A 25,531-nucleotide genomic window follows, 5' to 3' on the forward strand; every position below is an offset into this window, starting at 1 on the left:
TCAGGCGCTCAGCTTCTTGCGGCCCTTGGCGCGGCGGGCGGCGATCACCTTGCGGCCGCCGACGGTCGCCATGCGCGCGCGGAAGCCGTGACGGCGCTTGCGGACAAGCTTGCTGGGCTGAAAAGTCCGTTTCACGAACGTGGTCTCCGGTCGCCGAGGCCTCCGCGCACGCCGGGTGGGGCGTAGGGCGCAAAAGGCGCGGCCAAAACAAAACGGCCCGCGGCGGACGCGGGCGCGAACTGCGGCGGCTTATACGGGAGCGCGCTGCGCCAAGTCAATGACGGCGCGTCCCTCGCGCGTGGCGACGCCGCCGCTTTCGAGGCGGCGGCTCAGGCTTGTCTGAGCCCGCGTCCCTCACATCATGTCTTCCTTCACGCGGGTCTTTGGCGCGAAGGGGTTGAGCCGCTCGAGCATGCTCAGCACCGTGCGCTTGCGCCGCCGACGCTCGGCGGCCTCGTCGTCGGTGATCCAGTTGAGCTGGATCGCCCGCCGAACGCCTTCGAAGCTCTCATGGCCGTGGAACGACCGATCGGAGCGCTTGAAGATCAGCAACGCGCCGCCGCTCGGCGGGACCTCCTCGGCGTAGTCGTCGAGACGCTCGGAGCGAAGAATGCGCAGACGGCCGCCATCCGCGTCCCAGGCCTGGTTGAGGTAAAGCAGCACGGTGACGATCTTCGACTTCGCGTCGGTGTGGACCGCGCCGTCGCGGGCGCGGCAGAGACCGCGCACGGTGATCAGCGTCGCGCGCGACGACAGGTCGACGTCGAACTTCTCCTCCACCGCCTTGCGGAACTCCGGCCCCTGCATCTCGTCGAGCAGCGCTTTCATCGCGCCCTTGATCTCGAGCTTCTCCGGCGCGACCGGCCCAGCGTCGCGCACCGTCGGGAAGTCGGCGACGATCGCCTGCAGCGCCTCGGGCCGCACGAAGGACGGCACGACGAGATAGTCGTAGGGATCGCTTTTCGGAGCCGTAGCGCGGAGCGCTGCGTAGTCGAACTGGGTCATGAAGATCACCACATCGCCGGCGCGCGCCGGCGCGCGCGGCTTCAAACGGAACCGCCAGGGGGTCACAGGCTTTCGGCCCGCCACCGCACGTATAGATCGAGCATCATATGACGTTCGCGGATGCGGCGGAACCGTGGCGCGCGTAAAGGTTTCGACTCGCGCGTCATCGAGGCGCGTCGAGCGCCCCCGACGATTGACGTCCCGGGCCTGCTGGCGCCTTATCCGACACGGCGCGACCGCCCGCCTGCGCCGCCCCGATCCAGGCGCCGTCGTTTGACGAGCCCTCGCGCGGGCCGCATCATCCGAGCGGCGCCGACGCCGCCGTGAGACGCTCCGCCTGACGCCCATGACCGACGAAGCGCCGCCTGCCGACACCTCCGCCGGACGACTGGGTCTCTCCGGCAAGCTGCTCGCGCTCACCGCGCTGTTCGTGATGGTGACCGAAGTCCTGATCTTCGTCCCGTCGGTCGCGAACTTCCGCCTCAACTACATCGACGACCAGCTGAACCGCGCCCGGACCGCGGCGCTCGCGCTCGACGCGGCGCCCGACGGCATGGTGGCGGAGCCGCTCGCCCGCAAGCTCCTGAAAAGCGTCGACGCCCGCGCGCTGGTGCTGAAATCCGGCGACGCGCGCCGGCTGCTCGCGGTGTCGGACATGCCGCCGGAGGTCGCCGACGTCATCGACCGGCGCGAGGCGGCGGGCCCCGCCGCGATCCTCGACGCCTTCGACACCCTGATCAACGGAGACAAGCGCGTGGCGCGGATGATCGCCGAGGCGACGGACGCCGGCGACTTCGTGGAGATCGTGGTCGACGAGCGTCCGCTGCGTAAGGCGATGCTCGCCTTTTCCGTCAACGTGCTGCTCCTGTCCCTGATCATCTCGCTCGTGACCGGGGCGCTGGTCTATGTCGCGCTTGACCTGATGATCGTGCGTCCGGTCCGGCGGCTGACCGGCACCATGGTCGCTTTCGCGGAGCAGCCGGAGGACGCGAGCCGAATCATCGTCGCATCCGGCCGCAGCGACGAGATCGGCGTCGCCGAGGCCGAGCTCGAGCGCATGCAGAGCGAAATCCACGGCCAGCTCGCGCAGAAGTCACGGCTCGCGTCGCTCGGCCTCGCCGTCAGCAAGATCAACCATGACCTGCGCAACATGCTGGCCTCCGCCCAGCTGATGTCGGACCGGCTCGGGACGGTGTCGGACCCGACCGTCCAGAAGCTTGCGCCTCGGCTGATCGCGACGCTCGACCGGGCGATTTCGTTCTGCCAGTCGACGCTGTCCTATGGCGCGGCCCACGAAACCCCGCCGGCGCGCCGCATGACGTCGGTCGCCGACGTCGTGGAGGACGTGCGCGCCGGGCTCGGCCTCGCCAGCGGCGGGCCTGTGGGGTTCGTCGCCGCCGTCGAGCGCGGCCTGACCATGGACGCCGATCCCGACCAGATCTTCCGCGTGCTGCTCAATCTCGGCCGCAACGCCGTCCAGGCGTTCGAAAGCCGCGGCGCGCCGGATCCCGCCCGCGACCAGATTCGCATCTCCGGCCGACGCGAGGGCGGCGTGGTGGTGATCGAGGTGTCGGACACCGGCCCCGGCCTGCCGAAAAAGGCCCGCGAGCATCTGTTCGAGCCGTTCCAGGGCTCGACCCGCACCGGCGGCACCGGCCTCGGCCTCGCCATCGCGGCCGAACTGGTGCGCGCCCACGGCGGATCGATCGCCGCGGTCGAGGGCACGATCGGCGCGACCTTCCGGCTGACCATTCCCGACCGCCCGATCGATCTTCAGGCGCGCGCCCGCGAACGCGCCCGCGCCTGAAGGACGCCGACGCGCTCTCCGGGCGCTCGGCTCGTGACCGCCTCCATGGACGCCCGGCGCTTGCAAAGCCCGATCCAAGCGGCTAACTAACCGCCTCCGCGGGGGCCTTGCGCCCCGGCCGGCCTGCGCGCCCGTAGCTCAGCTGGATAGAGCACCAGACTACGAATCTGGGGGTCAGAGGTTCGAATCCTTTCGGGCGCGCCACTTCGGTACAAAACTGCGAACTCTCTGCGCTCCGGTTTCGCCGGCTGCGATGGCCTGTTCGAGCGTCGCCTTGTCGCCGATGATGCGAATGACGTGGTCGTCGACTTCGATGCGATCGACCACCGAGCGGATGTAGGCTTTGCGGAACGGCACGTCGCCAGACGTAATGTTCTGGCGCATGAGCCGGCCGAACCGCTCGATCGCCTCCGGATCGAATGAGAATGCGGACGCCGACCGCTCAAGGATGCGGTCAAGCGCGGCCTTTGCCTTGTCACGATCGGCCTTCAGCGTGGCGAGCCGAGCTTTCAGAATGTCGTCGAGATCGGTTACGCCCTCCTCGACCATGCGGTAGAGCCGCTTGAGTTTTTCCTCGGCCTCGGTCGCCTCGGTCTGCAACGCGGTGACGCGTGTATCGACCTCGGCTGATTTCTGGTTGCGACGCGCCATCACGGACGCAAGAAGCGCCGTGAGGCGGTCCGGCTGGAACAGGCGATCGGACAGATGCTCGACGACGAGATCGTCGAGTTTGTCCATTCGGATCGATCGTCCCTTGCAGGCGGACTTGCCCTGTCGTGCGCAGGTCGAGCAGGAATAGTAGCGATGCACGGCCCCCGTCTTGGAGGTCCCGGTCCGGAGCGTCATCGCGCCTGAGCAGGAGGCGCAGGCTGCGAGACCGGTGAGGAGGATAGGTCCGGTCACCGAGCGTGGCGCTGTGACGCGCGGGTTGTGGGACTTCAGCTTGGCCTGAACGGCGTCGAACGTGGCGCGATCGATGATGGGCGGCACGGCGACGCCAATGTGCTCGGCGACTGCCTTGGCGGCGAGCGTTCGGGAGTTGCGGCGATTAAACGTCGCCTCGCCGATATAGGTGGCGTTTGTAAGAATCGTGTGCACGCCGCTGATCCCGAAGCGTCCGCCCTTGCGGGTGCGATGACCGTGCCCGTTCAGCCATTTCGCGATTTCCTTGACGCCGAGCGGGCCGGAGCCCTCGTGGCCTTCGAGGTAGAGCGCGTAAATCAACCGCACCGTTTCGGCTTCGACCGGATCGATGACGAGCTTCTTCTTGATCCGAACGCCGCGCTTCTCCACCTCTTCGGTCGTGTAGCCGAGGGCTACCGGCGAACCGTTGTAGAAGCCTTGGCGCGCGTTTTCCTTCATGGCGCGCAGGACGTGCTTGCCGTTTTCCCTGCTCTGGTATTCGTCGAACAGGCCAATGATCTGGCGCATCATGACCTGAGCGGGATCGTCGCCGAGTTCCTGAGTGATGGAGACCAGCCGCACGCCAGCTTTGGCGAGGCGGCGGACATAGAGCTCAAGCGAAAACGCATCTCGGAAGAACCTTGAAAAACTGTGAACCAGTATGACGTCGAAGGGCCGGTCGCCATCGGTGGCGCGCTCGATCATCTGCTGGAAGGCCGGCCGGTTGTCGTCGGTCGCCGACGCGCCGGGCTCGACGAATTCACAGTCGAGGCTCCAGCCTTTCACGGCGCAGAAGCTCGTGACCTGCTTCTTCTGGTCAGGGATGGAGAGATCGGACTCAGCCTGCCGCCCGGTAGAAACCCGATAATAGCCGCAGCACCGCAATGAAGGGACAAGGCTCTCCGGCAGGAACGCCTCGCTCGTCGGATGCATCGTCATCGCCAAATTCCCATCAGGTGATCAGTATGAATATACTATCTCATGTTCGACCAGCCACAAGCTAATAGTCAGTAATTTTGGAGCCTAACACTACGATTTTATCTCGTTTTTACTTTGAGCTACTCAGACTTTAAAATATTGTCGATGAGGCGGCCGAGATAAAGGTCGACGATGTCGATCTCGGCGGTCGTGATTGGAACCGAATTGGGCCACAGGCCGACGACGTTCGGGTCGGCGGCGACGTCGCGCGCCAGCTTTGAAGAGCTCGCTCGCGGTGAGCGCGAGGATCGCACGGGCGGCGTCACACCGGGCCGTGTCCGCAGCTTCGGCCGGGTCGGGGGGCGCCGATCAGAGTTCATGGGCCGAGCCTCGATCGCGCACGAGATCGCGGCGGAGCTGAGCGAGGCGCCCGGCGTCGTGAGGCAGCAGGTCGAGGGTCGATGTCTTTACGTGACGTCGCGAAAGTTGGGCCGCAAGATATTCCAACCTCTCGCCTGCGCCGATATCCGCCGCCGCGAGCTCGAACCCGCTCTCGGCCCTGCAGGCGAGGGTCAGCGGATCGCGGTCGACGACGAGCTCGACGGCTTTGCGCGCGCGGCTGACGGCGACGTAGATGCCGCGACGGTCGTAGCCCGCGTCCGCCAGGATCACGGCTTTGTCGGAGGTGAGGCCCTGCGCCGAGAACACGGTCGTGGCGTAGTCGGTCGCGAGCCGCGCTCTCCCGGTTTCGTCGGCGAGCTCGCGCGTGAAGAACGCGACCGCCTTGCCGTCGACGAGCGCGGTGACGTCCGCGTGCCCGTCGCCGGCAGGCGCGACCGTCAAGACCTCGCCCGTCGTCCCGTTGATGACGCCGTCGCCGATATCGGCGCGCACGCCGAAACGGATGCGATCACCGACCGCGAGTTTCAGCTCGTAAGGTTTCCCCGACGCCGTGACTGCGTCGATCGCGACATCCGGCCCCCGGAGCGTTTCGAGCTGGCGGAGCCGGCCCCTCACTTCCGCGTCGAGCGCGAGGCGACCGGCGTTGGTCCTCGCGATCAGTAGAGCGTCACCTGGGCTCGGAGCGCCTTCTGACCCCATCCAACGGTCGACGGCTTCACGGACCGCAGCCCTATGGCCTGCCGTCTCGTGAATGGCGCCGGCGGCGGCGAACGTCTCGAGAGCCGGCCGGACTTCGCCGCGGGCAAGCCCTTCGACCAGCGCCCGGAGCCGCGGTGCGGTCTGCCGGACGACCTGCGTCACCTGCGCCGACGACGTCGTTCTCGCAACGAGATCGAGCCCGAAGCCGGCGGGGACGGGCAGCGTCTGAGCGCGGTCGCCCAGGAACACGACCGCGCCGCCGCCGCGCTCGACCTCGGCGAGCAGGGCGTGCATCGCCTTGACGCCGACCTGGGAGGTCTCGTCGACGAGCAGCACGGTGGAGCGGTCGACGAAGCGCTTTCCGGCGCGTGCGTCGGCGAGCCACTTGTCGATCGCTTTGGCCTCGATCCCGAGCTCGTCGGTGAGAAGTTTTGCCGTGCGCCACGCGGTGGCGGCGCCGATCACCCTGACGTTCGGGGCGAAGGCCTGGCAGACAGGCCGCAGCAGCGTCGTCTTGCCGGTGCCGGCTCGGCCTTCCAGAAACGCCAGCCGCCGGCCGGCTGTGATCGCCCTGGCGGCCTCGGTCTGTTCGGCCGAGAGACCGGCTTCACGGCAGCGCTCGTCGAGACGGTTCTTATCGACCGTGCGGAAGCGCGCGCCCGACAGCCGCGAAGCGATCGCCAGCGCCTCGCGCTCCAGCCGCTGCATCTGCGGCGTGGTGAAGATCTTTTCGCGCGTTGTTTCGCCGAGCGCCACGATCGCGCCGGACGCTTCCAGCGTCTCGATCTCGGCGTCGATGCGATTGGCGCCGGCGCCGGTTCCGACGAGCGCGGACGCGACCTCGCGAACCAAATCGTGATGCGAAAACGTGGCCTCGCGATCGGTCAGGCGTCCCGGAACCGACGCCATCCGCTTGGCGATCAGAACGTTCTGCTGATCCAGGCGCAGTTCGGCGCTGGTCTGGCGGCGCGCCACGTAGTTCGGGACATCGACGCCCTGCGCCGCAGCCTCCGCCCGCCAGCGCTCAAACACGTCCGCCGCTTCGGCGACCTTGCCTCGACGCGTCGCGACCGCCGCCTTCGCGGCAAGCGCCGGCGCCGCAGCGGTAGTCAGGCCAGCCTCGCCAAGCTTTGCGACGATCGCTGCCCGCCGCTGGCTCCAGACCGTCCGCAGGGCGCGATCCGCCTCGCGCTCGGCATCCGGCGGAACGATCTCGAACGTTCCATTTTCGCCCGCAGCCTCGATCGCGTAGCCAAGCTTCTGGAGTTCGGCCGCAAACACAGCGTGCTGGACGGCGCCCCAGGACTTGGCGCCGCGATAGATCGGCGCGCCGTCGACGCTGCGGACCTTGCCGTCCGGGCAGGTCACACAGTTCGGGATGACCAAATGGGCGTGGAGCTGCGGCTGGACGCCAAAGGTTCCGTCGGGCAGTTGAACCGGGCGGGTGTCGACCTGAATAAACGCCGCGAGCGTGGGACGCACGGCGACGAGTGTCGCGCCGCCGCGCCCGAGGCGTGCGAAGGTGTTGCGCTCGACATGATCGGCGACCGCTTCGAGGGATTTGTGGAACGCGGTTTCGATCTCGGCGCGCTGGCGTTCGTCGCCGAGAGCCCACGCGGCCGAGACGCTTTTCGAGACGCCGACCGACAGCTCGAGCGCGGCGACGCGTTTCGCGACACCGCCGGAATTGTGCAGCAGGCTCGAGCCGTCGGCGTCCCGGGCTTCGAACAACCGCTCGAGGTCCTTGGCCTCGACGGCGGCGCCGGCCGCGACGTCGAGACGATGGTCGCCCTTCAGCCAGATCGCGCCGAGATTTTTGGCCGCAAGATAGTACCGCGCGCCCTCTACCTCGCGGCTAAAATACGCTGCCGAAAAAACCTTGTTGGGTCGGGTGACCACGCGGGACGCCTCCAAGTGAGGCATCCCTGTTAGGACCGGTCGGGGAGCAGGATTTCAGGAACGAAGATTAGGCGGCCGAAACCGGCTGATTTTCAGGGTTTTGCGCCGGCGGTTTCGTATCGCGACCGCGACGCTTCGGCCAGGTGGTCATCGGCCAATTTGACTCGACCGGATTTTCGAAGCCGGCGACGATCGCCCGGACCTTTCCGTCGCGGACGCCGAGCTCGTACGCGAGATGCCGGCCGCTGACGACCGGAACGTCCTTCTCGACCTTCGCGACGGTACGGGAAGTTTTTGCGCCTTCGCCGTCCGTGGACCGGGTTTCCTGGTCGACGAGAACGGTCCGCGTCCCCATTACGTCCGCGGAAAGCTCTTCGGTATCGCCGTCGAGCGTCTGCTGACAGACGATGCGGGTTCGGAAGCGCTTCATAAGCGACTTCGCCTGCAGCTCGCCATAATGGATGGTCAGCTGCTCGGGTTCCTGGACCGACGCGATCACGCCGATCCCCTTGTTGCGCGCGACATCCAGAAGCCCCGGCAGGCTGCGCAGCTTGCCAAGCGTCGGAAGCTCCTCCAGCGCCAGAAAGATTCGTCGCGTCTGAGAATTGGGGAAACTCTCGTCGTTGGCGTGAGCAGCGGCGAGGTCGACCATCGCTCCGATCCATGCCGCGGAGAGTTCGGCGTATTTGGCCGAGCGCTGCAGGATGACAATACGCGGCTGGCAACGGTTGCTGTCGTCGAGCCACTCGACGATCGAGAACCGATGGCTTGCTGGAACGTCGCGCCAATGTTCCGCAAGGGGACGAAGGTGCCGCAGGACGGCGGCGCGCAGCGTCAGCAAAAAGCTCACTGTCGTCTTCGAAAGTGCGCCGCTTTCAGGATCGACCTCGATGAGGGCGGCGGCCGGCGGGTAGATTGTTTCGTAGGCAGCTTTGAGGACGATCGGGTCTTCAAGGAGCGTGTCGTAGAATTCTGGGACGCCCCAAGCCTTCCCGTTATCGGCTTGGCATTTAGCCATGGCTGCGGCGAGCAATGTAGATGCGCCCTGTCCCCAAATCCCCTCGGTGCTGGGCGCGAAGGCGTCAGCAGTCGCTTCGGCGTCGGTGATGCTGAGGACATCGCGGCCCATGGCCCAGCACCAGCCGCCGGGGCGGTGACCGTGCAGGACCGCAAAGGCCTGATCGGAAACGGGAAAACCCTCCAGAATCTCGCCCGTCGTGTCGTGGACCAACAATCTGATCCGCCTGTCCGGCGTCGCCCTTGTCGCTGCAAGAATTTGGTCGAGCAGGTAGAGCAGGATTCGGGTCTTGCCGGAACCGGTCGCGCCGAGGATCAAAACGCCGCGCAGTTCGCGCAGCGCGGTCATCGCGACGCCAGGCAAGAGGTCGAACCCGAGGCCGGCGGGGCCGGCCTCGTCCTTCATCATCGACTTTAACGCTTTAACGCCTGAAGCGATCCGGATAAGGCGCGGGCCTTCGATATGCTCGCGCGTGTCGATGACGGGCGTCGAGTCGAAAGCGAGCATGTAAGTTGCGATGAACGCGATGAAGCCCGCGAGACCGCCGGCGGCGGCGTGGAAACGTGCGCTCCACGCCAGGCCCGACTTGATCGACATGGTATGCACGGCTTCGACACCCGCGAGCATACCGAACGCGGCGTTCAGGACGGCCACGTCGGGATACCCGCGTGCGGCGGCCTGATAGGCGGCGGCGAGGCCGTCGAAGAACCAGCCTGCCGTGACTGTCACGGCCGCGCCGCCTTGCGCGACCGTCAGGGGCGACATGGCCTGCGCCGCGACCAGCGAGATCGCGCAGGCGCCTAGGCCGGCGAGGAGGGCGAGCGCGCTCGCCGCTCCCGTCTGCCGCCGCTCATGACGTGACGCGATCATGGTCGCGTCTCCAACAGCAGCAGCGCGTTGCCCCGCCAGATTGCGATGTCGGTTCCGACTGGGATCATCGGCCCTTCCGGATCGCCGTTTGCGTATCTCAGCCGCCACTCTGTGATCTTGAGAAGTGTCGCCGCGCCCGCCCAGGAGATCGGCGCGGCAACTCGATAGACGCAGGCGTCCACGGTTGCGTCGAAGTGGGGACAGCGCGGCCACTCGGTGATCGACGGGGGCGCCGCCTGCGGGTCGACCCACGACGTGATCTGCAGGCCAGCGAGCAACATAAACCAGCCGACGAGCAGACCGAGGCCCACGCCCTTCAGAACCGCGCGCATCTGCGTCGGCGCCAGGCTCCAGAGCCAGCTGAGGCGGCGGGGCTTGCGGAGCTCGACATCGAGATCGCCAACCGAGTCGTCGATCATCTCGAAGTTGAACACGAGGCTGCGCAAGACTTCGACATACTGATTGTGAGTCAGCGATTCGAGCGTCGCCTGCGGGATATCCGTAAACTGCATGAGCGTCATTGCCTTCAGCTCAGAGAGCAGGTCGGCGCGTGCCGCGGCGTCCTCCGCTTCTGCCGCGGCCACCTCATTGCGGAAAAGTTCGAGGCGATTGCTCATCTCAGCGTCCCTCCAAAAACGGGAGCACGCGCGCGAGTCCGACGCGCACCGCTTCAGCCCAGGCGCCGACGTCTTTGACGAAGCGCTTGGCCTCGAGCAGCGACTTTCCAGTCTGCGCGGAGGCCTCGCGGTAGTGGTCGGCCTGCCAGCCGACAATTTCGATGGGCGACAGGCCCAAGCGCTCGTAGATGCGGCGCGACTTGACCGGCAGCCTCGGCACGATGATGTGGGGGTAGAGGCTCAGAACCTTCTGGAAACGACCGCGGAGGGGCTCCGGCATCTCCTCAGCCGCGAGCATCACGGATCCGTCGCGCTCGTTCATGACGATCACGATGGATGCGCTTGGAAGAATCCGGCGCAGTGTCGCGGCCTGGGCAGTCACCTGGCGGATCGACTCCTCGCTCGCGACCGCCAACAGAAAAACCGCCATTGGGATGCCGAGAGCGACCAGATCCTCGTCAAGGTCGACCTCCTTGATGAACGAATTCCACACGCTAGTGAGCGCGCCGCCGACCTCGAGCACGAGGGAGCGCCGCGTGTGATGCATGTCCACGAGTGCCGTATGCAGGGGCTGGAAAATCGGCACGACGTCGCGGTCGCCATCCGCGTCCGCCTCCATCTTGGCGCCATGCAGGGCGACGACGTGGTTCCCGATGAAGCGTCCGAGTTTGCCCTGCTCGTCGAGCTCGAAGATGTCGAGCGGCTGCTCCACGAGATGGAAGGCGGTCGCCATCATTATCGCGAGGGTGGATTTGCCGACGCCGCCGACGTCGCCGTCGACAATGATCGAGACCGGCGGAGAGGCGGACGGCGACGAAGCGGCGGCGCTGGGGGAGTCCGGGAATTTGGGCTTGGTCATTTCTGATCGGTCCTGAGGCGGAGCCCAATGCGAAAAAAGGGCCCCGCAGTTGCGGGACCCTTTGAGTAGGACGAGAGCGGATTGGAAATTTCGGGAACGAAGATTCCGCCTTGAATATCGGGCTGTCAGACCGCTTTCGGAGCGAGGATCACGCCGTCTTGGATCGCCCGGTGGTCGACGAAGCGTTTCCGCCACGCCCCGATATCGTCGTAACGCAGCGCGACTTTGCGGACAGCGACGCCGGCCAACTCTTCTTCGCCTGCCGCGCTCGGATCGCTGTCGCAGCGCTCTGCGGCGTCGAACAGGCGCTCCAGCCGCTGCAGATGCGCCAAGTCCAGTTCGATCTCGAAACCGCGGTCGAGCCTGCCGAGCAAAGCCGCGACATCGAACTCGGTCTGGTAGGCCGCGAAGTTCAGAAAAACTTGGGACGGGTTGAAATTCATCGCAATCGCCGCCTTCATCAGGTCATCAAGGGGTAGGTACTCCTGACGCGCGTTAGCGAGCTCCTGCTGCTGAAAGGTCGTCATAGCGCGGCCGTGCCGGTTTTCGTCGGACATGCCGTGATGCGCACGCTGGAAGTCCTCCACACGAGCATAGACCGCGGCGGCCACTTCCACGGCCCGGGCTTGATCGTCGATCAGCCCGCCGAGATCGACCTTGCCCAATCTTTCGCGCGCGAAGGCTAAGGCAGTAATGTAGGCCTCCGTCATAACTTCACGTGGATTGCGGCCCGAGTACCAGGCCGAGAGCAGCTTCTGGCCTTCGTCAAAAAGATTGGCCAATGAGAGCTCGAGTTGAGGAAGCAGTTGCCGAGCCTCGTAACGTCCGCTCGGCTTCGTGAAGTTCTTATGATCCCGCGCCTCAAGCAAAGCGCGGACGGTCTCTGTCGCCAGCACGACCACGACACTCAGGCCGTCACGCGCCTGCTCTTTCAACGGACCGACCTCCTGTCCTCCGTGAACACGCGGCGCTAGGAGCTCGAGATCGCTAGCGGCAAACAGCACCGCGGCGCCGGCCTTGAAGTTGGCGCGATGACGCGGGCCCAGCACAATCCTATTGTCGTCGAGCGCCCGGAGGGTGGTCACAAGCGTGCAGGGCTCTCCCGTGAAATTTGCCGCATGGTGCGCCAACATCTCCTTGGGAATGGCGATGCGTGCTTCGGGGTGACGGGCGCGGTTCACGAGAAACAATCCCGGGTTCGGCGTATCGTTGACGATTGTCTCAATGGCCTCCTTGCAATAGGCGGCTTCCGCGACGTGATCGAAATCCGCCGGGAGGCTAGGCTCAGCGTCCTGATTGAAAGGGTTCATCGTCAGTCCCTCGTTTAAAGTGCGCCTGATCGCGCTCCCGCAAGCGTGCTCGAATCGGTGACAAGTTTTTCGGGAATGAAGATTTTCCGCGGAAAAACAACGCTTGCCGAGTGTTTTTGGACGTCGTTCGGTTTTTGGCCATCACTAGCGAGAACGAGGGACCGCGTTTCCTGCGACGCCGTGCGGCTAAGAGGAAAAGTTCGGCGGCTGTCGCCGTGACGGATTTGGGCTCGAGAGAGAGGCTCCCGGCCGGCCCGTCGCGGAGTGATCCCGATGACGAATGTGGATGTTCTCGACGCCCGGCGCGACCCGAGCGGCGGCTACAAAGTGGATGTGTCGCGCGGCCAGCGGATCGGCCGCGTCTCCTCGGAATGGTTCTTGCGGCCAGACGATCAGCGGTTTCTGTCGCTGACCAAGCTGTTCGCATCGGTAAAGGGTCGGGCAGAGCGGAGCCGGACGCGCACGGTCGAGAGCGCGGCGATGCGCGTGGAGGCGAGCCGAGACGACGCAGAGCGCCTGTCTCTCGTGCTGCCGGGCTTAGGCCAGCCCATTACGCCGACGCATTGGAGCTTCGGCCAGCTTGCGAGCCTGGTCGGGGCGCCGTCAGCCTATCTGCGCCAGCTTCCCGCGACACTCGCCGGGATCAACCTGCAATACGGCCTGACCTCGCATCGTGCCGAGCAGATCAAGACGCTCGAGACCGACGATGGTCGGGTTGATCTCCGCGCTGTCACCGGCCCCGACTACGGCCGCATCTACGATCATGAGCTGGTGTCAGCCGTGCAGCGGATCGCTGGTAACGGCACGGGCGACACGCGCTGGAAGGTGCCGGGCGTGCTCGACTGGTCGACCGGCGTCTACAATCCACGCGTCGACGTCACCCGCGACACCACCACGCTCTACGCCTCCGATCGCGACGTGTTCCTGTTTCTCGTCGACGACCTCAACCCGATCGAGGCGGGTCGGCTGCCGAACGGCTCTCCCGACCTCTATTTTCGGGGCTTCTACTGTTGGAACTCCGAGGTCGGCGCCAAGACGCTCGGCATGGCAAGCTTCTATCTCCGCGCCGTTTGCCAGAACCGGAATCTCTGGGGCGCCGAGGATTTCGAAGAGATCACGATCCGGCACTCGAAGTACGCCGCCTCACGCTTCGCCCATGAGGCGGCGCCGGCGTTGACTCGTTTCGCCAACTCCTCGCCACGCCCGTTCGTCGAGGGCGTGCGAGCGGCGCGCGAACGCATCGTCGCCCAGACCGACGAGGACCGATCGGACTTCCTGCGCAAGCGCGGGTTCGGCAAGGCGGAGACCGCGAAGATCATCGAGACGGTGCTCGCGGAGGAAGGGCATCCGCCAACTAGCGTGTTCGACTTCGTGCAGGGCATCACGGCGGTGGCGCGCGACAAGCCGCATCAGGACGCACGGCTCGATCTGGAGGCGAGGGCGAAGAAGTTATTGGATCGCGCCGCCTGATAGGCGTCGTGGCGCTGTCCTGATCCTGTGGTTTCGGGTTTGCGGTCCGCCTCTTCGAGTAAGAGGGGGGCCGCAGGTTCGTGACGGATTTGAGGTCGAGAGAGAGGCTCTTGGCCCGCCCGTCGCGGAGAACCGGCATGGCCACCGTGCAGAAGATCACACTCAGCGCCTCACGCGACATCCCCTTCAACAAGCTCGTGCTCTCGCAGAGCAACGTCCGGCGGATCAAGGCCGGCGTTTCGCTCGAAGAGCTTGCCGAAGACATCGCCCGGCGCACGCTGCTGCAAAGCATCGTCGTCCGGCCCGTCGTCGACGCCGACGGCGCCGAGACCGGCATGTACGAGATCCCGGCGGGCGGGCGGCGGTACCGCGCGCTCGAGCTGCTGGTGAAGCAGAAGCGTCTGGCGAAGACCGCGCTTGTCCCCTGTGTCGTCCGCACTGAAGGCCTCGCAGAGGAAGATTCGTTGGCCGAGAACGTTCAACGGGCGCCGCTCCATCCACTGGATCAGTTCCGCGCGTTCCTCGCGATGCGCGAGAAGGGCAAGTCCGAGGAGGAGATCGCGGCCGCCTTCTTCGTCGCCGTCGCGGTGGTGAAGCAGCGGCTGCGGCTGGCGTCCGTCAGCCCCAAACTGCTCGACGTATACGCCGAGGACGGCATGACGCTCGACCAGCTCATGGCGTTCGCAGTCTCTGGCGATCACGAGCGGCAGGAGCAGGTGTTCGATCTGGTCCGACAAACCCACGACAAGCAGCCTTACGCGATCCGGCGGCTGCTGACGCAAGGTGCGGTTCGCGCGTCCGACAAGCGGGCGCTGTGGGTCGGGCTCTACGCCTATGTGGAGGCCGGCGGCACGGTGCTGCGCGATCTGTTCCAGGGCGACGACGGCGGATGGCTGCAAGATGTCGGGCTCGTCGACAGGATGGTTGCGGAGAAGCTGGACCAGGCCGGCGACGCCGTCCGCGGAGAGGGGTGGAAATGGGTCGAGGTCGCGCCCGACATGCACTACGGCCACGCCTATGGTCTGCGCCGCCTGTCCGGCGATTTCGTGCCGCTCACCGACGACGAGACTGCGACGCTGGAGGCGCTGCGTGCCGAGGCGGAAGCGCTAGAGGCTGAGCATGCGGAATCTGGCGAACTGCCTGACGCGGTCGACCAGCGCCTCGGCGAAATCGAGACGGCGATCGCCGAACTGGAAGACCGGCCGATCGCCTTCGACAGCGATGATATCGCCCGCGCCGGCGTCTTTGTGAGCATTGCGCCAGACGGGCGCGTCCGGATCGAGCGCGGGTTTGTCCGGCCGGAGGACGAGCGGGCAATTAGCCGGAACCTGCCGACGCAGAGCCCGAAGGTCCGGCCGTCGCGGCGGCGGTGAGCGGCGACCCGTCCGAGAGGCTTACCTCGGATCGGATCGCCGAGCCGGATGAGGATGAAGGTGTAAAGCCGATCCCCGATCGGCTGATGACCGAGCTCACGGCGCATCGCACGCTCGCGTTGCGCGACGCGCTTGGCCAGAACCTCGACGTGGCGTTTCTGGCCGCGCTGCACTGTCTCGCTCTGGAGGCGTTCTATCCCTATAGCCTCGACACCTGCCTGGAGCTCGATCTCAGGAGCGCAAGCTTCACAGCCCAGGCGCCGGGACTGAACGACAGCGCGTCGGCACGCGCCGTCTCCGCCCGGCACGACGCCTGGCGGCGGGCTCTGCCGAAGGAGTCCGGCCACCTCTGGGACGCGCTTCAGGAGTTTGACGGAGACAGCCGGCAGTCGCTGTTCGCGCATTGCGTTGCGTTGTCGATCAACGCGACGGTCGAAGCCTACAACCGTAAACCCCGTTCGATCGCGCACGCTGATCGCCTCGCCGCGGCGGTCGATCTCAATATGGCGGCGGCGGGCTGGACGCCGACAGCCGAGCACTTCCTTGGCCGTGTCACCAAAGCCCGCATCCTCGCCGCTGTGCGGGAAGCGAAGGGCGAGCAGGCGGCGCAGCTGATCGACCATCTCAAGAAGCCGGAGATGGCCGTGAAGGCGGAAGAGCTGCTCGCAGGGTCTGGATGGTTGCCGGAGCCGCTCCGCACGCCGGGCCGAGCCGTGCCGGTCGCGCCGGTTAGCGGGGTGGACGTGGTCGCCGATGAGGCCAGCGAGACGCCCGCGGATGGCGACGACCCGGCCGGCACAGAACCCAAGGCACAGGCTCAGGACGACGAACCGTTGGCGTTCGTGCCCGAAGCGGTCGCGGCCGAATAGCCGCAGCCGAGAGAGCGCGCTTTTCGAGGGCCTGCCGGCGACGGCAGGCCCTTTTCGTTTGGAGAGAAACATCATGAGCATCGCCGCCGATCTGGCGCGTCGTCTCGCCGAGCAGGCTGAGGCGGTGTGCCGACATTATCTTTCGAACGGACGCCAAGAAGGGCAGTACTGGCTCGTCGGCGATGTCGCGAACACGCCCGGGCGCAGCCTGTTCGTCCGACTGCACGGAGCAGAATGCGGCAAAAGCGCCGCCGGCAGATGGACCGATTATGTTGCACCGAGGATTATGTTGCGGCCCTGCGGCGGGCGGCTGTTTTGCAGGGGATCGTCGGCTTCTCCGCAACATAACCTCCGCCCATTCGGGAGGGTCGCGTGATGCCCCGCGACGCTTCCGAGCTGGCGCGGCGCCTCGCGCGCGATGCCGAGGCGGTCTGCCGCCATTATCTGTCGAAGGGTCGACGCCAGGGCCGCTATTGGACGGTGGGCGACGTGCGCAACACGCCCGGGCGGTCGATGTTCGTGCGGCTGAGCGGGCCGGACTCCGGTCCAGGCGCTGCGGGGCGCTGGACCGATGCCGCCTCGGCCGAGCACGGCGACCTGCTCGACGTCATCCGCGAGAGTTGCGGGCTCGGCGAGTTCCGCGAGGTGGCCGAGGAGGCGCGGCGCTTCCTCGCGCTGCCCCGCGCCGAACCGACCGCCGCGCCGAGACCGCCCGTGCCGCAAGGGTCGCCCGAAGCAGCGCGCAGGCTCTGGGCGATCTCGAAGCCGATCGTCGGCACCTTGGCCGAGACATATCTGCGCAGTCGCGGCATCACGACCACCCATCATGGGGGCGCATTGCGGTTTCATCCACGATGCTACTACCGCCCGGACGAGCATGCGCCGACCGAGACCTGGCCGGCGATGATCGCCGCCGTCACCGATGTGAACGGCGCCATCACGGGTGTGCATCGCACCTGGCTTGCCCCGGACGGCTTGGGTAAGGCGCCGATCGACACGCCACGGCGAGCCATGGGCGATCTTCTCGGTCATGCCGTCCGGTTCGGCGTGGCCGACGATGTTATCGCCGCCGGCGAAGGCATCGAGACGGTGCTGTCGCTTCGATACGCGCTGCCAGCCATGCCGATGGCGGCTGCGCTGTCGGCCAGCCATCTCGCCGCTCTCCAGTTCCCGCCGGCGCTCCGTCGCCTCTATATCGCCCGCGATGCCGACGCTGCGGGGGATGCGGCGGTGGCGACACTCGCCGAACGAGCTCAAGCCGCCGGCGTCGAGGCGCTGGTCTTCTCTCCCCAACTCGAAGACCATAACGAGGATCTGCAAGCGTTCGGCCTCGGCGCCGTTCGCGCAGCGCTGCGCATCCAGCTCGCCCCGGAGGACGCGGATCGCTTCATGCGTCGGAGAATGGTCCGGACGGGGTGATGGAGACTGACACCCCGTCCCGCCTCACAAGGCTCGCAGGAAGGCCATGAGATCCTTGTCCTCCTTCCATGACCGAGCAGGCCGTGGCTGCCCCACCTCGCAAAGCGCGACGGCGTTGGCCTTTAAGGTGAGGTCGATCTCGGCATAGATGTTGGTCGTGCCGATCGAGACGTGTCCGAGCCAGGCGCGGATGGTGTTGATGTCGACGCCGGCGAGAACGAGGTGGCACGCCGTCGTGTGCCGGATCACGTGCGGCGTTATCGTTCGACCAGCCAGTTCGGGAACCTCGGCCGCGCAACGCTCGATAAGGCGGTAGACCCCGAAGCGGGTGAACGGCGTACCGAGCCGGCTGACGAACACGGCGTCTTCGCCCGCGCGACCCGTGATCTCGTCCACCAGAACGCGCTCGGTTTCTGGCCACAACGGGCACTGGCGCGTCCTGCCGCCCTTGCCGTGCAAGGTGGCGAGATCGTGCCTGCCGTTCCGCGACCTGATCTGCAAGTCGCGCACCCTCAGCGCGGCGGCTTCGGAGACCCTCGCGCCTGTGTTGTAGAGGAAGAGCAGAAGCGCATACTCGCTCCGGCCGCGCCGGGTCCTGCGGTCGGGCACAGCTAACATCGCTTCCATCTCCGCCCGGGTCAGCCATCCGACCGGCAGCGGCATGGACCTTTTCGACGCAATGGCCCGGATGTGACCACACCATTCGACATGGGCCGGATCCCGGCTGCCGACGAACCGCGCGAACGCCCGGATCGCGGCCAGCCGTTGATTGCGGGTCCGAGCGGAGCAACCTCGATCGGTCTCGAGGTGGGCGAGGAACTGCAGCACGTAGGCGGACGAGAGGTCCGAGACGGCCAGCCGGTCCACGGGCTTGCGCAGCTTCCGGCTGACGAAGGGTAGCAACAGGCTGAAGGTGTCGCGGTAGCTCGTGCGGGTGTTCCTGGCGAGATTGCGTTCGGTGACGATGTGCTCGGTGAGGAACCGGCGGAGCCAGGGGCCGAGGGCTGCGAGGTCAGGCATGCTGACCTCCCAGCGCATAGCCGGCGAACCGCAGCGACGCCTGCTCCAGCAGCTCCGGCGTCATCGACAGGTAGACCTTCGTGCCCTCCAGATCGGCATGACCGAGATAGGTGGAGAGCACCGGCAGCAGCCGTTGCACATCGGCGCCCTGCCGATACCAGCTCGTCAGCCGATGGACCGCGAAGCTGTGCCGAAGATCGTGTATGCGCGGGATCGTCCGGCCGCCTGCTGCGCGACCGATCCCGGCGAGGCGCCGCAGCGCATCGAACGCGGCCTGCACTGTGCTGCTGGCGAGCCTTGTCCCGTCCCGGTTCGCCAGCAGCAATGCGTTCGAGCTGTCCACGAGTCCGGCTCGTCGGCGCCGGGACGCGTGGCCCTCGAGCACTGCGGCAAGCTGGGGGCTGATCGGGACCAGCCGGCTCTTGTAGAACTTCGTGGCCCGGATGGTCAGGACGGCGTTCGCCAGATCGACGTCGGTCAGGGTGAGGCGGGTCGCCTCCCCGAAGCGCAACCCCGCCCCGTACAAGAGGATGAGCAGGGTGCGGAACGTCGCCGCATCCAGTTGGACCGCGCCGCGCCGGCTTGCCTCCACGGTCGCGGGATCGAAGAGCCGCTTGAGCTCATCGCGCGAGTAGATGTACGGCGGCGCACGAAGGGGCGATCTCGGCGCGTCGTCCGGCATCGGCGATCGGACCGCGTGGCCGCGACTGATCGCGTGACGCCAGAAGCCGGCGAGCGCATAGTACCTGTTCTCGCGGTGACGTGTCGGCCGGCCATCGGCCGCCAGGTAGGCCAGGATCTGCGCCATGGTCACCGCGTCGCAGGAGGCGTCGCCATCGGCATGGTCAAGGAAGCCGGACAGCAGGCTCGCCCCGGTCGTGAACTTCGCGCCGTGAGCTTGGCGCCAGAGAACATAGCGTTCGATTGCCTCGCGCAGGATCATGCCAAGCCCTCCAGGTCGAGAGCGGCCACCTCGCGGAGCGCGGCGAGGTCGACCCTGGCGTAGATCGTGGTGGACGACGGGTCGCGGTGGCCGAGGAAGTCGCCGATCACCTTCATCGGCGTGCCCCGATCCAGGAGGTGCTGGGCCGCGGCATGCCGCAGCGCGTGGGCGCCGCGTCGGCCAGTGACGACGCCGATGCCGGCCAGCCGATCGCGGACCATCTTGCCCAGGGCTTTTCGGTCGAGCGGCCGGATTGGCGCATGCGTCGTGAAGAAGAGGCTGCGCCCGAAGCCGGACGGCCGCGCCTCCCTGATGTATCGCAGGATGGCGTGGCCGACGCCCTGCGACAGCGGCCACAGATGGGTCCGGCCCGGTTTCGGGCAGCGGACCCGAAGCATGGCGTTCTCCCAGTCCAGATCGTCCAGCCGCAGGCCGCCGACCTCTCCGGTCCGGAGCCCGTACCCGATGAACAGCATCAGGATCGCCCGGTCGCGCTTGTCGACCGGGCGGTTGCCTTCAACCGAGGCCAGCAGGCGCACGACGTCCTCGCGCCTCAGCCCTTTCGGCACGGTCTCGTCAGCCATGAAGCGCGGCGCCGCGATGCCCGCGGCGAGACCCGCCCGGCACCAGCCACGCATCTCGGCGAACACAAAGAACCGCCTCAGCCGCTGCGCATAATCGTGTCTCGTCCGGCGACCCCAGGCGCCTCGCGTGTGTTCCGCCGCGACGGCATCGTCGATGTCGGTCATGCCTACGGCGCTCAACTGCACGCCCTTGGCGGCCAGCTGGCCGAAGAAGTGGTCGGCCGCCTTGCAATAGCTTTGCACGGTCGCATCGGAGAGTCCTCGCTCCTCGCGCAGCCATCGTGCGAAGACCTGGACCTCGGCGTCACGCGGGTGGCGGCCGTCATCGCGCTCGTCGAGCCAGCCCAGGAAGGCGAGCCATCGAACACCGTGGCTGACGAAGCGGTCGCGCGTCTTGGGCAATGCAGCTCGATCGCACCGGCGTCCGCTCGGACGCGACCACGCCGCCGCAGCAGCCTCGACCTGCGACCGGCTCACCCGGTCGCTCTCCTTGAGGCCCAGCAGGCGGACCAAGCTCAGCTGATCGTTGGCGCACTTGCGCAAGGTCGTTCGTCTCGCGCCGGTCGCCTTAAGATGAACGAGGTATCGTTCTCGCTGCTCTACGAGCGGCGCCGCACGATACCTCTCGGCGGTATGAGGGAAGAAGATGTCGTTGAACATGTTGGCCTCCGTTGTTGGAGGCTCGAGCTTCCCGACCAAGTGAGTCGGCGGAAGCTATATTGATCCAACGCGAGGCCGATCGTCCGGCGCAAGTTGAGCGCACAGCTCGCTCCGAAGCATCCTGGCGCCAAGCCGGCGAAGGTCGTCGTTGAAGTCGTCCAGCGCGGGCGCGAGCGTCAGCGTCTCGACGCCGGCGGCACGCGCGCGGTCCGCCAGGGTCTCGACCGCGCGGCACCCTGCGGGATCGTCGTCTCGCGCCAGATAGAGCCGTTGTAATCCGATGGGCAGTTCGAGCGCGGCGAGGTGATTGGCCGAGAGCGCGGCCGCAATCGGCATCGAGGGCATGACCTGCCGAAGCGAGAGGATCGTTTCGATACCTTCTCCAGCGATCATGACGTCGACCGGACGGCCGAACCGGACGGCGTGGCCGAGCAGAAGGCCCATAGCGCGGCGGGGCGTCGAGACCGGCGCTTTGCAGGCCGACGCCGGATCGAGCCAGGTACGGTGCGCACCGGTGATCGTGCCATCGAGCGCCGTGACCGCTGCGATCAGCGCGGGCCACGCATCCCGAGCCTGATCGCAAGGGTCGTCATCGTCGCCGCGATACCAGCAGCGCGGGTGGAAGCGAAGAGCCTCACAGCCGCTCAGATTCGTGATGCCGCGACTGCGCAGATATGTCTCGGCCAAGGTGCCGACGATCGGCTTCGAGATCGCCCAGAGCCTGCGCGCTGCTTCGGGCGACCCTTGCGGCACGGGCGGTCTCGGCGCGGCGGTCGGTTCGGCGCGGGGCAGCGCGAGGAAGCGCCGCGCCTCCTCGGCCACCTCGCGGAACTCGCCGAGCCCGCAACTCTCGCGGATGACGTCGAGCAGGTCGCCGTGCTCGGCCGAGGCGGCATCGGTCCAGCGCCCCGCAGCGCCTGGACCGGAGTCCGGCCCGCTCAGCCGCACGAACATCGACCGCCCGGGCGTGTTGCGCACGTCGCCCACCGTCCAATAGCGGCCCTGGCGTCGACCCTTCGACAGATAATGGCGGCAGACCGCCTCGGCATCGCGCGCGAGGCGCCGCGCCAGCTCGGAAGCGTCGCGGGGCATCACGCGACCCTCCCGAATGGGCGGAGGTTATGTTGCGGAGAAGCCGACGATCCCCTGCAAAACAGCCGCCCGCCGCAGGGCCGCAACATAATCCTCGGTGCAACATAATCAGTCTTATGTTCAACTGCACATAAGACCGACGCCGCGACCGGCGAGCATGGCGACCTGCTCGACGTGATCCGGCGAGCTTGCGGATTCGCCGACTTCCATGACGTTGTGGATGAAGCGCGTCGCTTTCTCCGACTGCCGCATAGGGAGCCGGCACCGTTGCAGAAACCGCGTCGGACGCCGGCACCGTCCAACTCGAGCGAAGCCGCGCGGCGGCTATTCGCGATGTCGCAGTCGATCCGGGGAACGCTCGCAGAGACTTATCTGCGTGGACGCGGGCTTACGGCCTTGCAAGGCTCCGCAGCGCTCCGATTTCATCCCCGCTGTTACTATCGCCCAGACCAAAACAGCCCGACAGAAGTCCGTCCGGCGATGATCGCGGCCGTCACCGACCTCGATGGCGGAATTACCGGAGCGCACCGCACCTGGCTCGCTGGGGACGGATGCGGCAAGGCGCCGGTCGACACCCCGAGGCGGGCGATAGGCGACCTGATCGGCAACGCTGTCCGGTTCGGCGACGCGCACGACGTGATGGCGGCGGGCGAAGGCGTTGAAACGATGCTGTCGCTGCGTGTCGTGCTGCCTACCCTACCGATGGCGGCGGCGCTCTCAGCCGCCCACCTCTCCGCCATCCGGTTCGGGCCAAACCTCCGCCGGCTTTACATCGCCCGTGATGACGATCCGGCTGGTGACGCGGCATGCGAGACACTGGTCTCTCGGGCGCAGGCGGTCGGAATCGAGGCCATTGTGCTGTCGCCGGAGCTGGGGGACTTCAACGACGATCTTCAGGCGCTCGGGACGGACGCGCTGGCGGCGGCGATCCGGGTCCAGCTCGCCCCGGAGGACGTCGCCCGGTTCATGGCGTCGTCGGCATAGGCCGGGAGGGACGAGGGGCGTGGCGGCGCCATCGTCGCGCTCCGGTCCGGATGCTCCCGGCATGTCGGCGAGGACCGCGACCTCAGGCCTTCGAGAGGGCGATCGGCCGTCAAACGTGCCGGCCCGGCAATGGCTGCGCCCGGCTGTTTTCCGCCGGCGGCGAGACGTCCCGTCTTGCCGCCTTTGCAGCGCGAAGCAAAACAACCGGCCGTCGCCATCCTCCGCTCCGCTGCGGCCCTTGCGGGTGCAGGTCCGGCCCGCCCGACGGCTTCGTCGCCATGAAGGCCGCGAGGGTCGCGGTCGAACCCGACGATGAGAGCATCCCATGGAAGACCGGCACGACGACGGCTTCGAACACCACCACACCGCATCCCCGACCGCCCATGTCCTCGACGAACTCCAGCTTCATGGCTACCGCCCGTTCCAGGACGAACCCGACCCGAGGCCGCTGCCCGATGGCGACCGCGTGGCCGGCGCCGTCGCCGACATATTCGACGCCCTTATCGTCACCCTGCAGGACACACGCCTCGAGCCCGATCTCGACGACCTGCTGTGGTCGACCGTCAACCTCTTCCACCGCGCCGCCGCCCGGATCGAGCGCGAGCTCGAAAGCAACGAGCACGGACAGCGCCGCGGCCAGCGCGAACAGGACGGGTCAGAGGTGAAGTCGGTCGAACTGGAACGCCTGACCGCCGAAGGACAGACGCTGCTTGAACGCCGCGACGCGTTCGAGCTCATGCGCGACCAGGCCGCCGACCACTACGAGCGTCATCTGGGCCAGCACTGGCGACCGCGATCGGGCTCGATGGTCAACCACAAGACGCTTACCTCCGCCGTGATCGACAGCCGGGAGTTCCTCGCGGCCAAGCGCCGCGCGGAAACCGAGGTGCTGCTGCCGAAGGGTCCGAAGATCGCCTTCACCGGCGGCGCCGACATCAACGATCACGTCCGGATCTGGGAAGCGCTCGACCGGGTCTGGGCCAAGCATGCCGACATGGTGCTGCTGCATGGCGGATCGCCAAAGGGCGCCGAGCGCATGGCTGCCTGCTGGGCCGATGCGCGCAAGGTCGCCCAAATCGCCTTCAAGCCCGACTGGACCAAACACGCCAAGGCGGCGCCGTTCAAGCGCAACGACGCCATGCTCGAAGTGCTGCCGATCGGCGTCATCGTCTTTCCCGGCAACGGCATCAACGACAACCTCGCCGACAAGGCGCGCAAGCTCGGCATCCCGCTGTTCGACTTCCGCAAAAAAGGCGACGCATGAGCGCCGCCTTTTTTTATCAAGCGTCCTATGTTGAAGCCGCCTTTTCAGGCGTCGGTCACCTCGAACAACCGTTCGATCTCGTAGTCCTCCCCGGCGTCCTCGAGATGCTTGCGCGCCTCGTCACGCTCGATCGGCCGGATACCTTCACCCGGAATGCTGCCGCCGCCCGGCGCCGACTGTCCCCACATCGAAGAGGCGTTTCCTTCGCCCGCGAGGAAGAAGGCGCCGCTCGTCGTGACGTAGAGCGCCGTTTTGTGCCAGCCGAAATCGTCCGAGTAGACGTTGCAGGGCAGATCGCAGAGTTTTTCTGCCGTCTCGGTGTTGTACCGCTTCCCGTCGAGAATCTTCATCATCTTGGCTAAACTCCAAACGCCAGTACGGCTTCAGACACCGATTGGTCGATGCCTGTCGAAACATAAATCTCATCATAAATCTCGATTCGCAATCTAAAATTGGCCTTGAAGTATACTATTTTTCTATTTTAATCTGTATTTTCATTGAGAATGGATTATAAGTCCGGATATTAGTAGATAATATCGTTAATGATATTTGTTGAGATTAGGAGTAAACACGCTCCAAATCGTCTTTGGAAGAGGTGTAGCCATTATATTTTCGGTTAGACTTATAATCCATTCAATTTACTCTTGAATAGATGGGTCCTTGAGTCGCGCCACCCAAACGGGACGCCTTTGTATTGGTGTCTGCAGCACGTTGAGACCCCAGATATCAACGCTGTTCCGCTGGCGGCGGATCTTCAGAGACGCTCGTTCCCAAAAGCCCCCTGACCGCTCGTCGTTCTGGTTTTCGGTCGGGGGGAGCCCGCGCGGTCGTCCGTGGGCGCTGGAGGTCGTCTATGTCAGCCGGAAAGAGGCGAAGCGGCTCGCGCGTGTTCCGACCACGGGTTCTCGACCTCGCAGCGGCGGCTTCAGGCAAGGCGAGAACAGCCCCTCTCCAAAAAGACGCTGATCCTTGGTCCAGGTCGCGACCTTCCACGATCAACCCGTGATATGTGGAACGGCCCGCGGTGCAAGGATGCATTTTCAGTCGATTTCACCACATGAGGACGGTGCGGTCATATGTCCGGCCTACTGGTGCGGTCATGACCGCTGGCCTCGATGAAGTCCGCGAAGCAGGTGGCTGGATCAAGGGGGCGCGCTTTGTGCGCGTCACGGGTTTCGGCCTGTCCTGTTTCGGGATTTCGTCCCGTGGTTCATCGTCTGTTGTGCACCTTACCTGCCGGGGATCGCCGGGCAGCTCGTCTCGGCGGTCCTGCGCTTATGCGGCGACAGGTCCTGCCTCAATTCCTGTTGGATCTCGGTAGATTCCACCTCTGGTTAGCAATGCCCAGATCATCCGGGCAATCTTATTGGCAAGCGCCACCGCCACGACCTTGAAGGGGCGCCGCGTGAGCATGTTCTTCAGCTGGAGTGGGCCCCTTGAGCCGGACAGCGATCATGCTTCGGTTTGGACTGTCTGCCGGGCGTGGTGATCCTCGAACTGACGCGGGCTGAGGTAGCCGAGCGCCGAGTGAAGCCTCTTTGCGTTG

General features: G+C 66.2%; 18 protein-coding genes, 1 tRNA gene and 4 pseudogenes. 8 read left to right on the plus strand and 15 right to left on the minus strand.

Annotated features, from left to right (window positions below; all coding sequences use genetic code 11):
- Complete coding sequence (gene rpmH, locus ACO2RJ_RS19360) at positions 1–135, minus strand: 50S ribosomal protein L34 (RefSeq protein ID WP_423269807.1); 135 nt, start codon at positions 133–135, stop codon at positions 1–3.
- A gap of 219 nt (positions 136–354) precedes the next feature.
- Positions 355–1,005 carry a 2OG-Fe(II) oxygenase gene (locus ACO2RJ_RS19365; protein ID WP_423269808.1) on the minus strand — a complete coding sequence of 217 codons (651 nt, stop codon included), beginning with the start codon at positions 1,003–1,005 and terminating at the stop codon, positions 355–357.
- A 346-nt stretch (positions 1,006–1,351) separates the two neighbouring features.
- On the opposite strand from ACO2RJ_RS19365, the gene ACO2RJ_RS19370 reads away from it, so the two are divergent.
- Both ACO2RJ_RS19370 and ACO2RJ_RS19375 read left to right on the plus strand, forming a co-directional pair.
- Positions 1,352–2,812: a sensor histidine kinase gene (locus tag ACO2RJ_RS19370; RefSeq protein WP_423269809.1), complete on the plus strand. Its 1,461-nt coding sequence runs from the start codon at positions 1,352–1,354 to the stop codon at positions 2,810–2,812.
- A gap of 127 nt (positions 2,813–2,939) precedes the next feature.
- Positions 2,940–3,016, plus strand: a tRNA-Arg gene (locus ACO2RJ_RS19375).
- On the opposite strand, the gene ACO2RJ_RS19380 is transcribed toward ACO2RJ_RS19375, so the two are convergent.
- The 7 genes from ACO2RJ_RS19380 to ACO2RJ_RS19410 form a co-directional block, all read right to left on the minus strand.
- A complete protein-coding gene (locus tag ACO2RJ_RS19380) occupies positions 2,987–4,654 on the minus strand; it encodes a recombinase family protein (protein ID WP_423269810.1) in 1,668 nt (555 codons plus the stop codon). The genes ACO2RJ_RS19375 and ACO2RJ_RS19380 overlap by 30 nt on opposite strands.
- 119 nt (positions 4,655–4,773) lie before the next feature.
- Positions 4,774–4,959, minus strand: a complete 186-nt coding sequence (locus ACO2RJ_RS19385) for a hypothetical protein (protein WP_423269811.1) — start codon at positions 4,957–4,959, stop codon at positions 4,774–4,776.
- A 43-nt stretch (positions 4,960–5,002) separates the two neighbouring features.
- Entirely contained in the window at positions 5,003–7,633 is a 2,631-nt protein-coding gene (mobF, locus tag ACO2RJ_RS19390; protein ID WP_423269812.1) for a MobF family relaxase, read from the minus strand.
- A gap of 67 nt (positions 7,634–7,700) precedes the next feature.
- Positions 7,701–9,521, minus strand: a complete 1,821-nt coding sequence (locus ACO2RJ_RS19395; RefSeq protein WP_423269813.1) for a type IV secretion system DNA-binding domain-containing protein — start codon at positions 9,519–9,521, stop codon at positions 7,701–7,703.
- Positions 9,518–10,138, minus strand: a complete 621-nt coding sequence (locus ACO2RJ_RS19400; protein ID WP_423269814.1) for a hypothetical protein — start codon at positions 10,136–10,138, stop codon at positions 9,518–9,520. Before ACO2RJ_RS19400 ends, ACO2RJ_RS19395 begins: the two co-directional genes overlap by 4 nt.
- Before the next feature lies 1 nt (position 10,139).
- A complete protein-coding gene (locus ACO2RJ_RS19405; protein WP_423269815.1) occupies positions 10,140–10,997 on the minus strand; it encodes a hypothetical protein in 858 nt (285 codons plus the stop codon).
- A 125-nt stretch (positions 10,998–11,122) separates the two neighbouring features.
- Positions 11,123–12,307: a hypothetical protein gene (locus ACO2RJ_RS19410; RefSeq protein ID WP_423269816.1), complete on the minus strand. Its 1,185-nt coding sequence runs from the start codon at positions 12,305–12,307 to the stop codon at positions 11,123–11,125.
- 273 nt (positions 12,308–12,580) lie between these two features.
- Here ACO2RJ_RS19410 and ACO2RJ_RS19415 point away from each other — a divergent pair, with 273 nt between their 5' ends.
- From ACO2RJ_RS19415 to ACO2RJ_RS19430, 4 genes and pseudogenes are all read left to right on the plus strand, one after another.
- Positions 12,581–13,777 carry a DUF932 domain-containing protein gene (locus tag ACO2RJ_RS19415; protein ID WP_423269817.1) on the plus strand — a complete coding sequence of 399 codons (1,197 nt, stop codon included), beginning with the start codon at positions 12,581–12,583 and terminating at the stop codon, positions 13,775–13,777.
- A gap of 137 nt (positions 13,778–13,914) precedes the next feature.
- Positions 13,915–16,019, plus strand: a pseudogene (locus tag ACO2RJ_RS19420) (ParB N-terminal domain-containing protein).
- 73 nt (positions 16,020–16,092) lie between these two features.
- Positions 16,093–16,287, plus strand: a pseudogene (locus ACO2RJ_RS19425) (DNA primase); the annotation flags it as partial.
- Positions 16,288–16,394: 107 nt separating this feature from the next.
- A complete protein-coding gene (locus ACO2RJ_RS19430; protein ID WP_423269818.1) occupies positions 16,395–17,438 on the plus strand; it encodes a DUF7146 domain-containing protein in 1,044 nt (347 codons plus the stop codon).
- Between the two features lie 24 nt (positions 17,439–17,462).
- On the opposite strand, the gene ACO2RJ_RS19435 is transcribed toward ACO2RJ_RS19430, so the two are convergent.
- The 4 genes from ACO2RJ_RS19435 to ACO2RJ_RS19450 are packed head-to-tail and all read right to left on the minus strand — an operon-like array spanning position 17,463 to position 21,737.
- Positions 17,463–18,458 carry a tyrosine-type recombinase/integrase gene (locus ACO2RJ_RS19435; RefSeq protein ID WP_423269819.1) on the minus strand — a complete coding sequence of 332 codons (996 nt, stop codon included), beginning with the start codon at positions 18,456–18,458 and terminating at the stop codon, positions 17,463–17,465.
- Positions 18,451–19,401 carry a tyrosine-type recombinase/integrase gene (locus tag ACO2RJ_RS19440; RefSeq protein WP_423269820.1) on the minus strand — a complete coding sequence of 317 codons (951 nt, stop codon included), beginning with the start codon at positions 19,399–19,401 and terminating at the stop codon, positions 18,451–18,453. The genes ACO2RJ_RS19435 and ACO2RJ_RS19440 overlap by 8 nt, the downstream gene beginning before the upstream one ends.
- Positions 19,398–20,645: a tyrosine-type recombinase/integrase gene (locus tag ACO2RJ_RS19445; protein ID WP_423269821.1), complete on the minus strand. Its 1,248-nt coding sequence runs from the start codon at positions 20,643–20,645 to the stop codon at positions 19,398–19,400. The genes ACO2RJ_RS19440 and ACO2RJ_RS19445 overlap by 4 nt, the downstream gene beginning before the upstream one ends.
- A 54-nt stretch (positions 20,646–20,699) precedes the next feature.
- A complete protein-coding gene (locus ACO2RJ_RS19450) occupies positions 20,700–21,737 on the minus strand; it encodes a DUF7146 domain-containing protein (protein ID WP_423269822.1) in 1,038 nt (345 codons plus the stop codon).
- Positions 21,738–21,872: 135 nt separating this feature from the next.
- On the opposite strand from ACO2RJ_RS19450, the pseudogene ACO2RJ_RS19455 reads away from it, so the two are divergent.
- Positions 21,873–22,721 (plus strand): annotated as a pseudogene (locus tag ACO2RJ_RS19455) (DUF7146 domain-containing protein); the annotation flags it as partial.
- Between the two features lie 325 nt (positions 22,722–23,046).
- Positions 23,047–23,985: a DUF2493 domain-containing protein gene (locus ACO2RJ_RS19460; RefSeq protein ID WP_423269823.1), complete on the plus strand. Its 939-nt coding sequence runs from the start codon at positions 23,047–23,049 to the stop codon at positions 23,983–23,985.
- A 44-nt stretch (positions 23,986–24,029) separates the two neighbouring features.
- Here ACO2RJ_RS19460 and ACO2RJ_RS19465 read toward each other — a convergent pair whose 3' ends face one another.
- Positions 24,030–24,335, minus strand: coding sequence for a hypothetical protein (locus tag ACO2RJ_RS19465; protein WP_423269824.1), 306 nt, complete (start codon positions 24,333–24,335; stop codon positions 24,030–24,032).
- Between the two features lie 925 nt (positions 24,336–25,260).
- Positions 25,261–25,407, minus strand: a pseudogene (locus ACO2RJ_RS19470) (IS110 family transposase); the annotation flags it as partial.
- Positions 25,408–25,531: the final 124 nt, after the last annotated feature.

Source organism: Hansschlegelia sp. KR7-227, assembly GCF_049446035.1.
Taxonomy (GTDB): domain Bacteria; phylum Pseudomonadota; class Alphaproteobacteria; order Rhizobiales; family Methylopilaceae; genus Methylopila.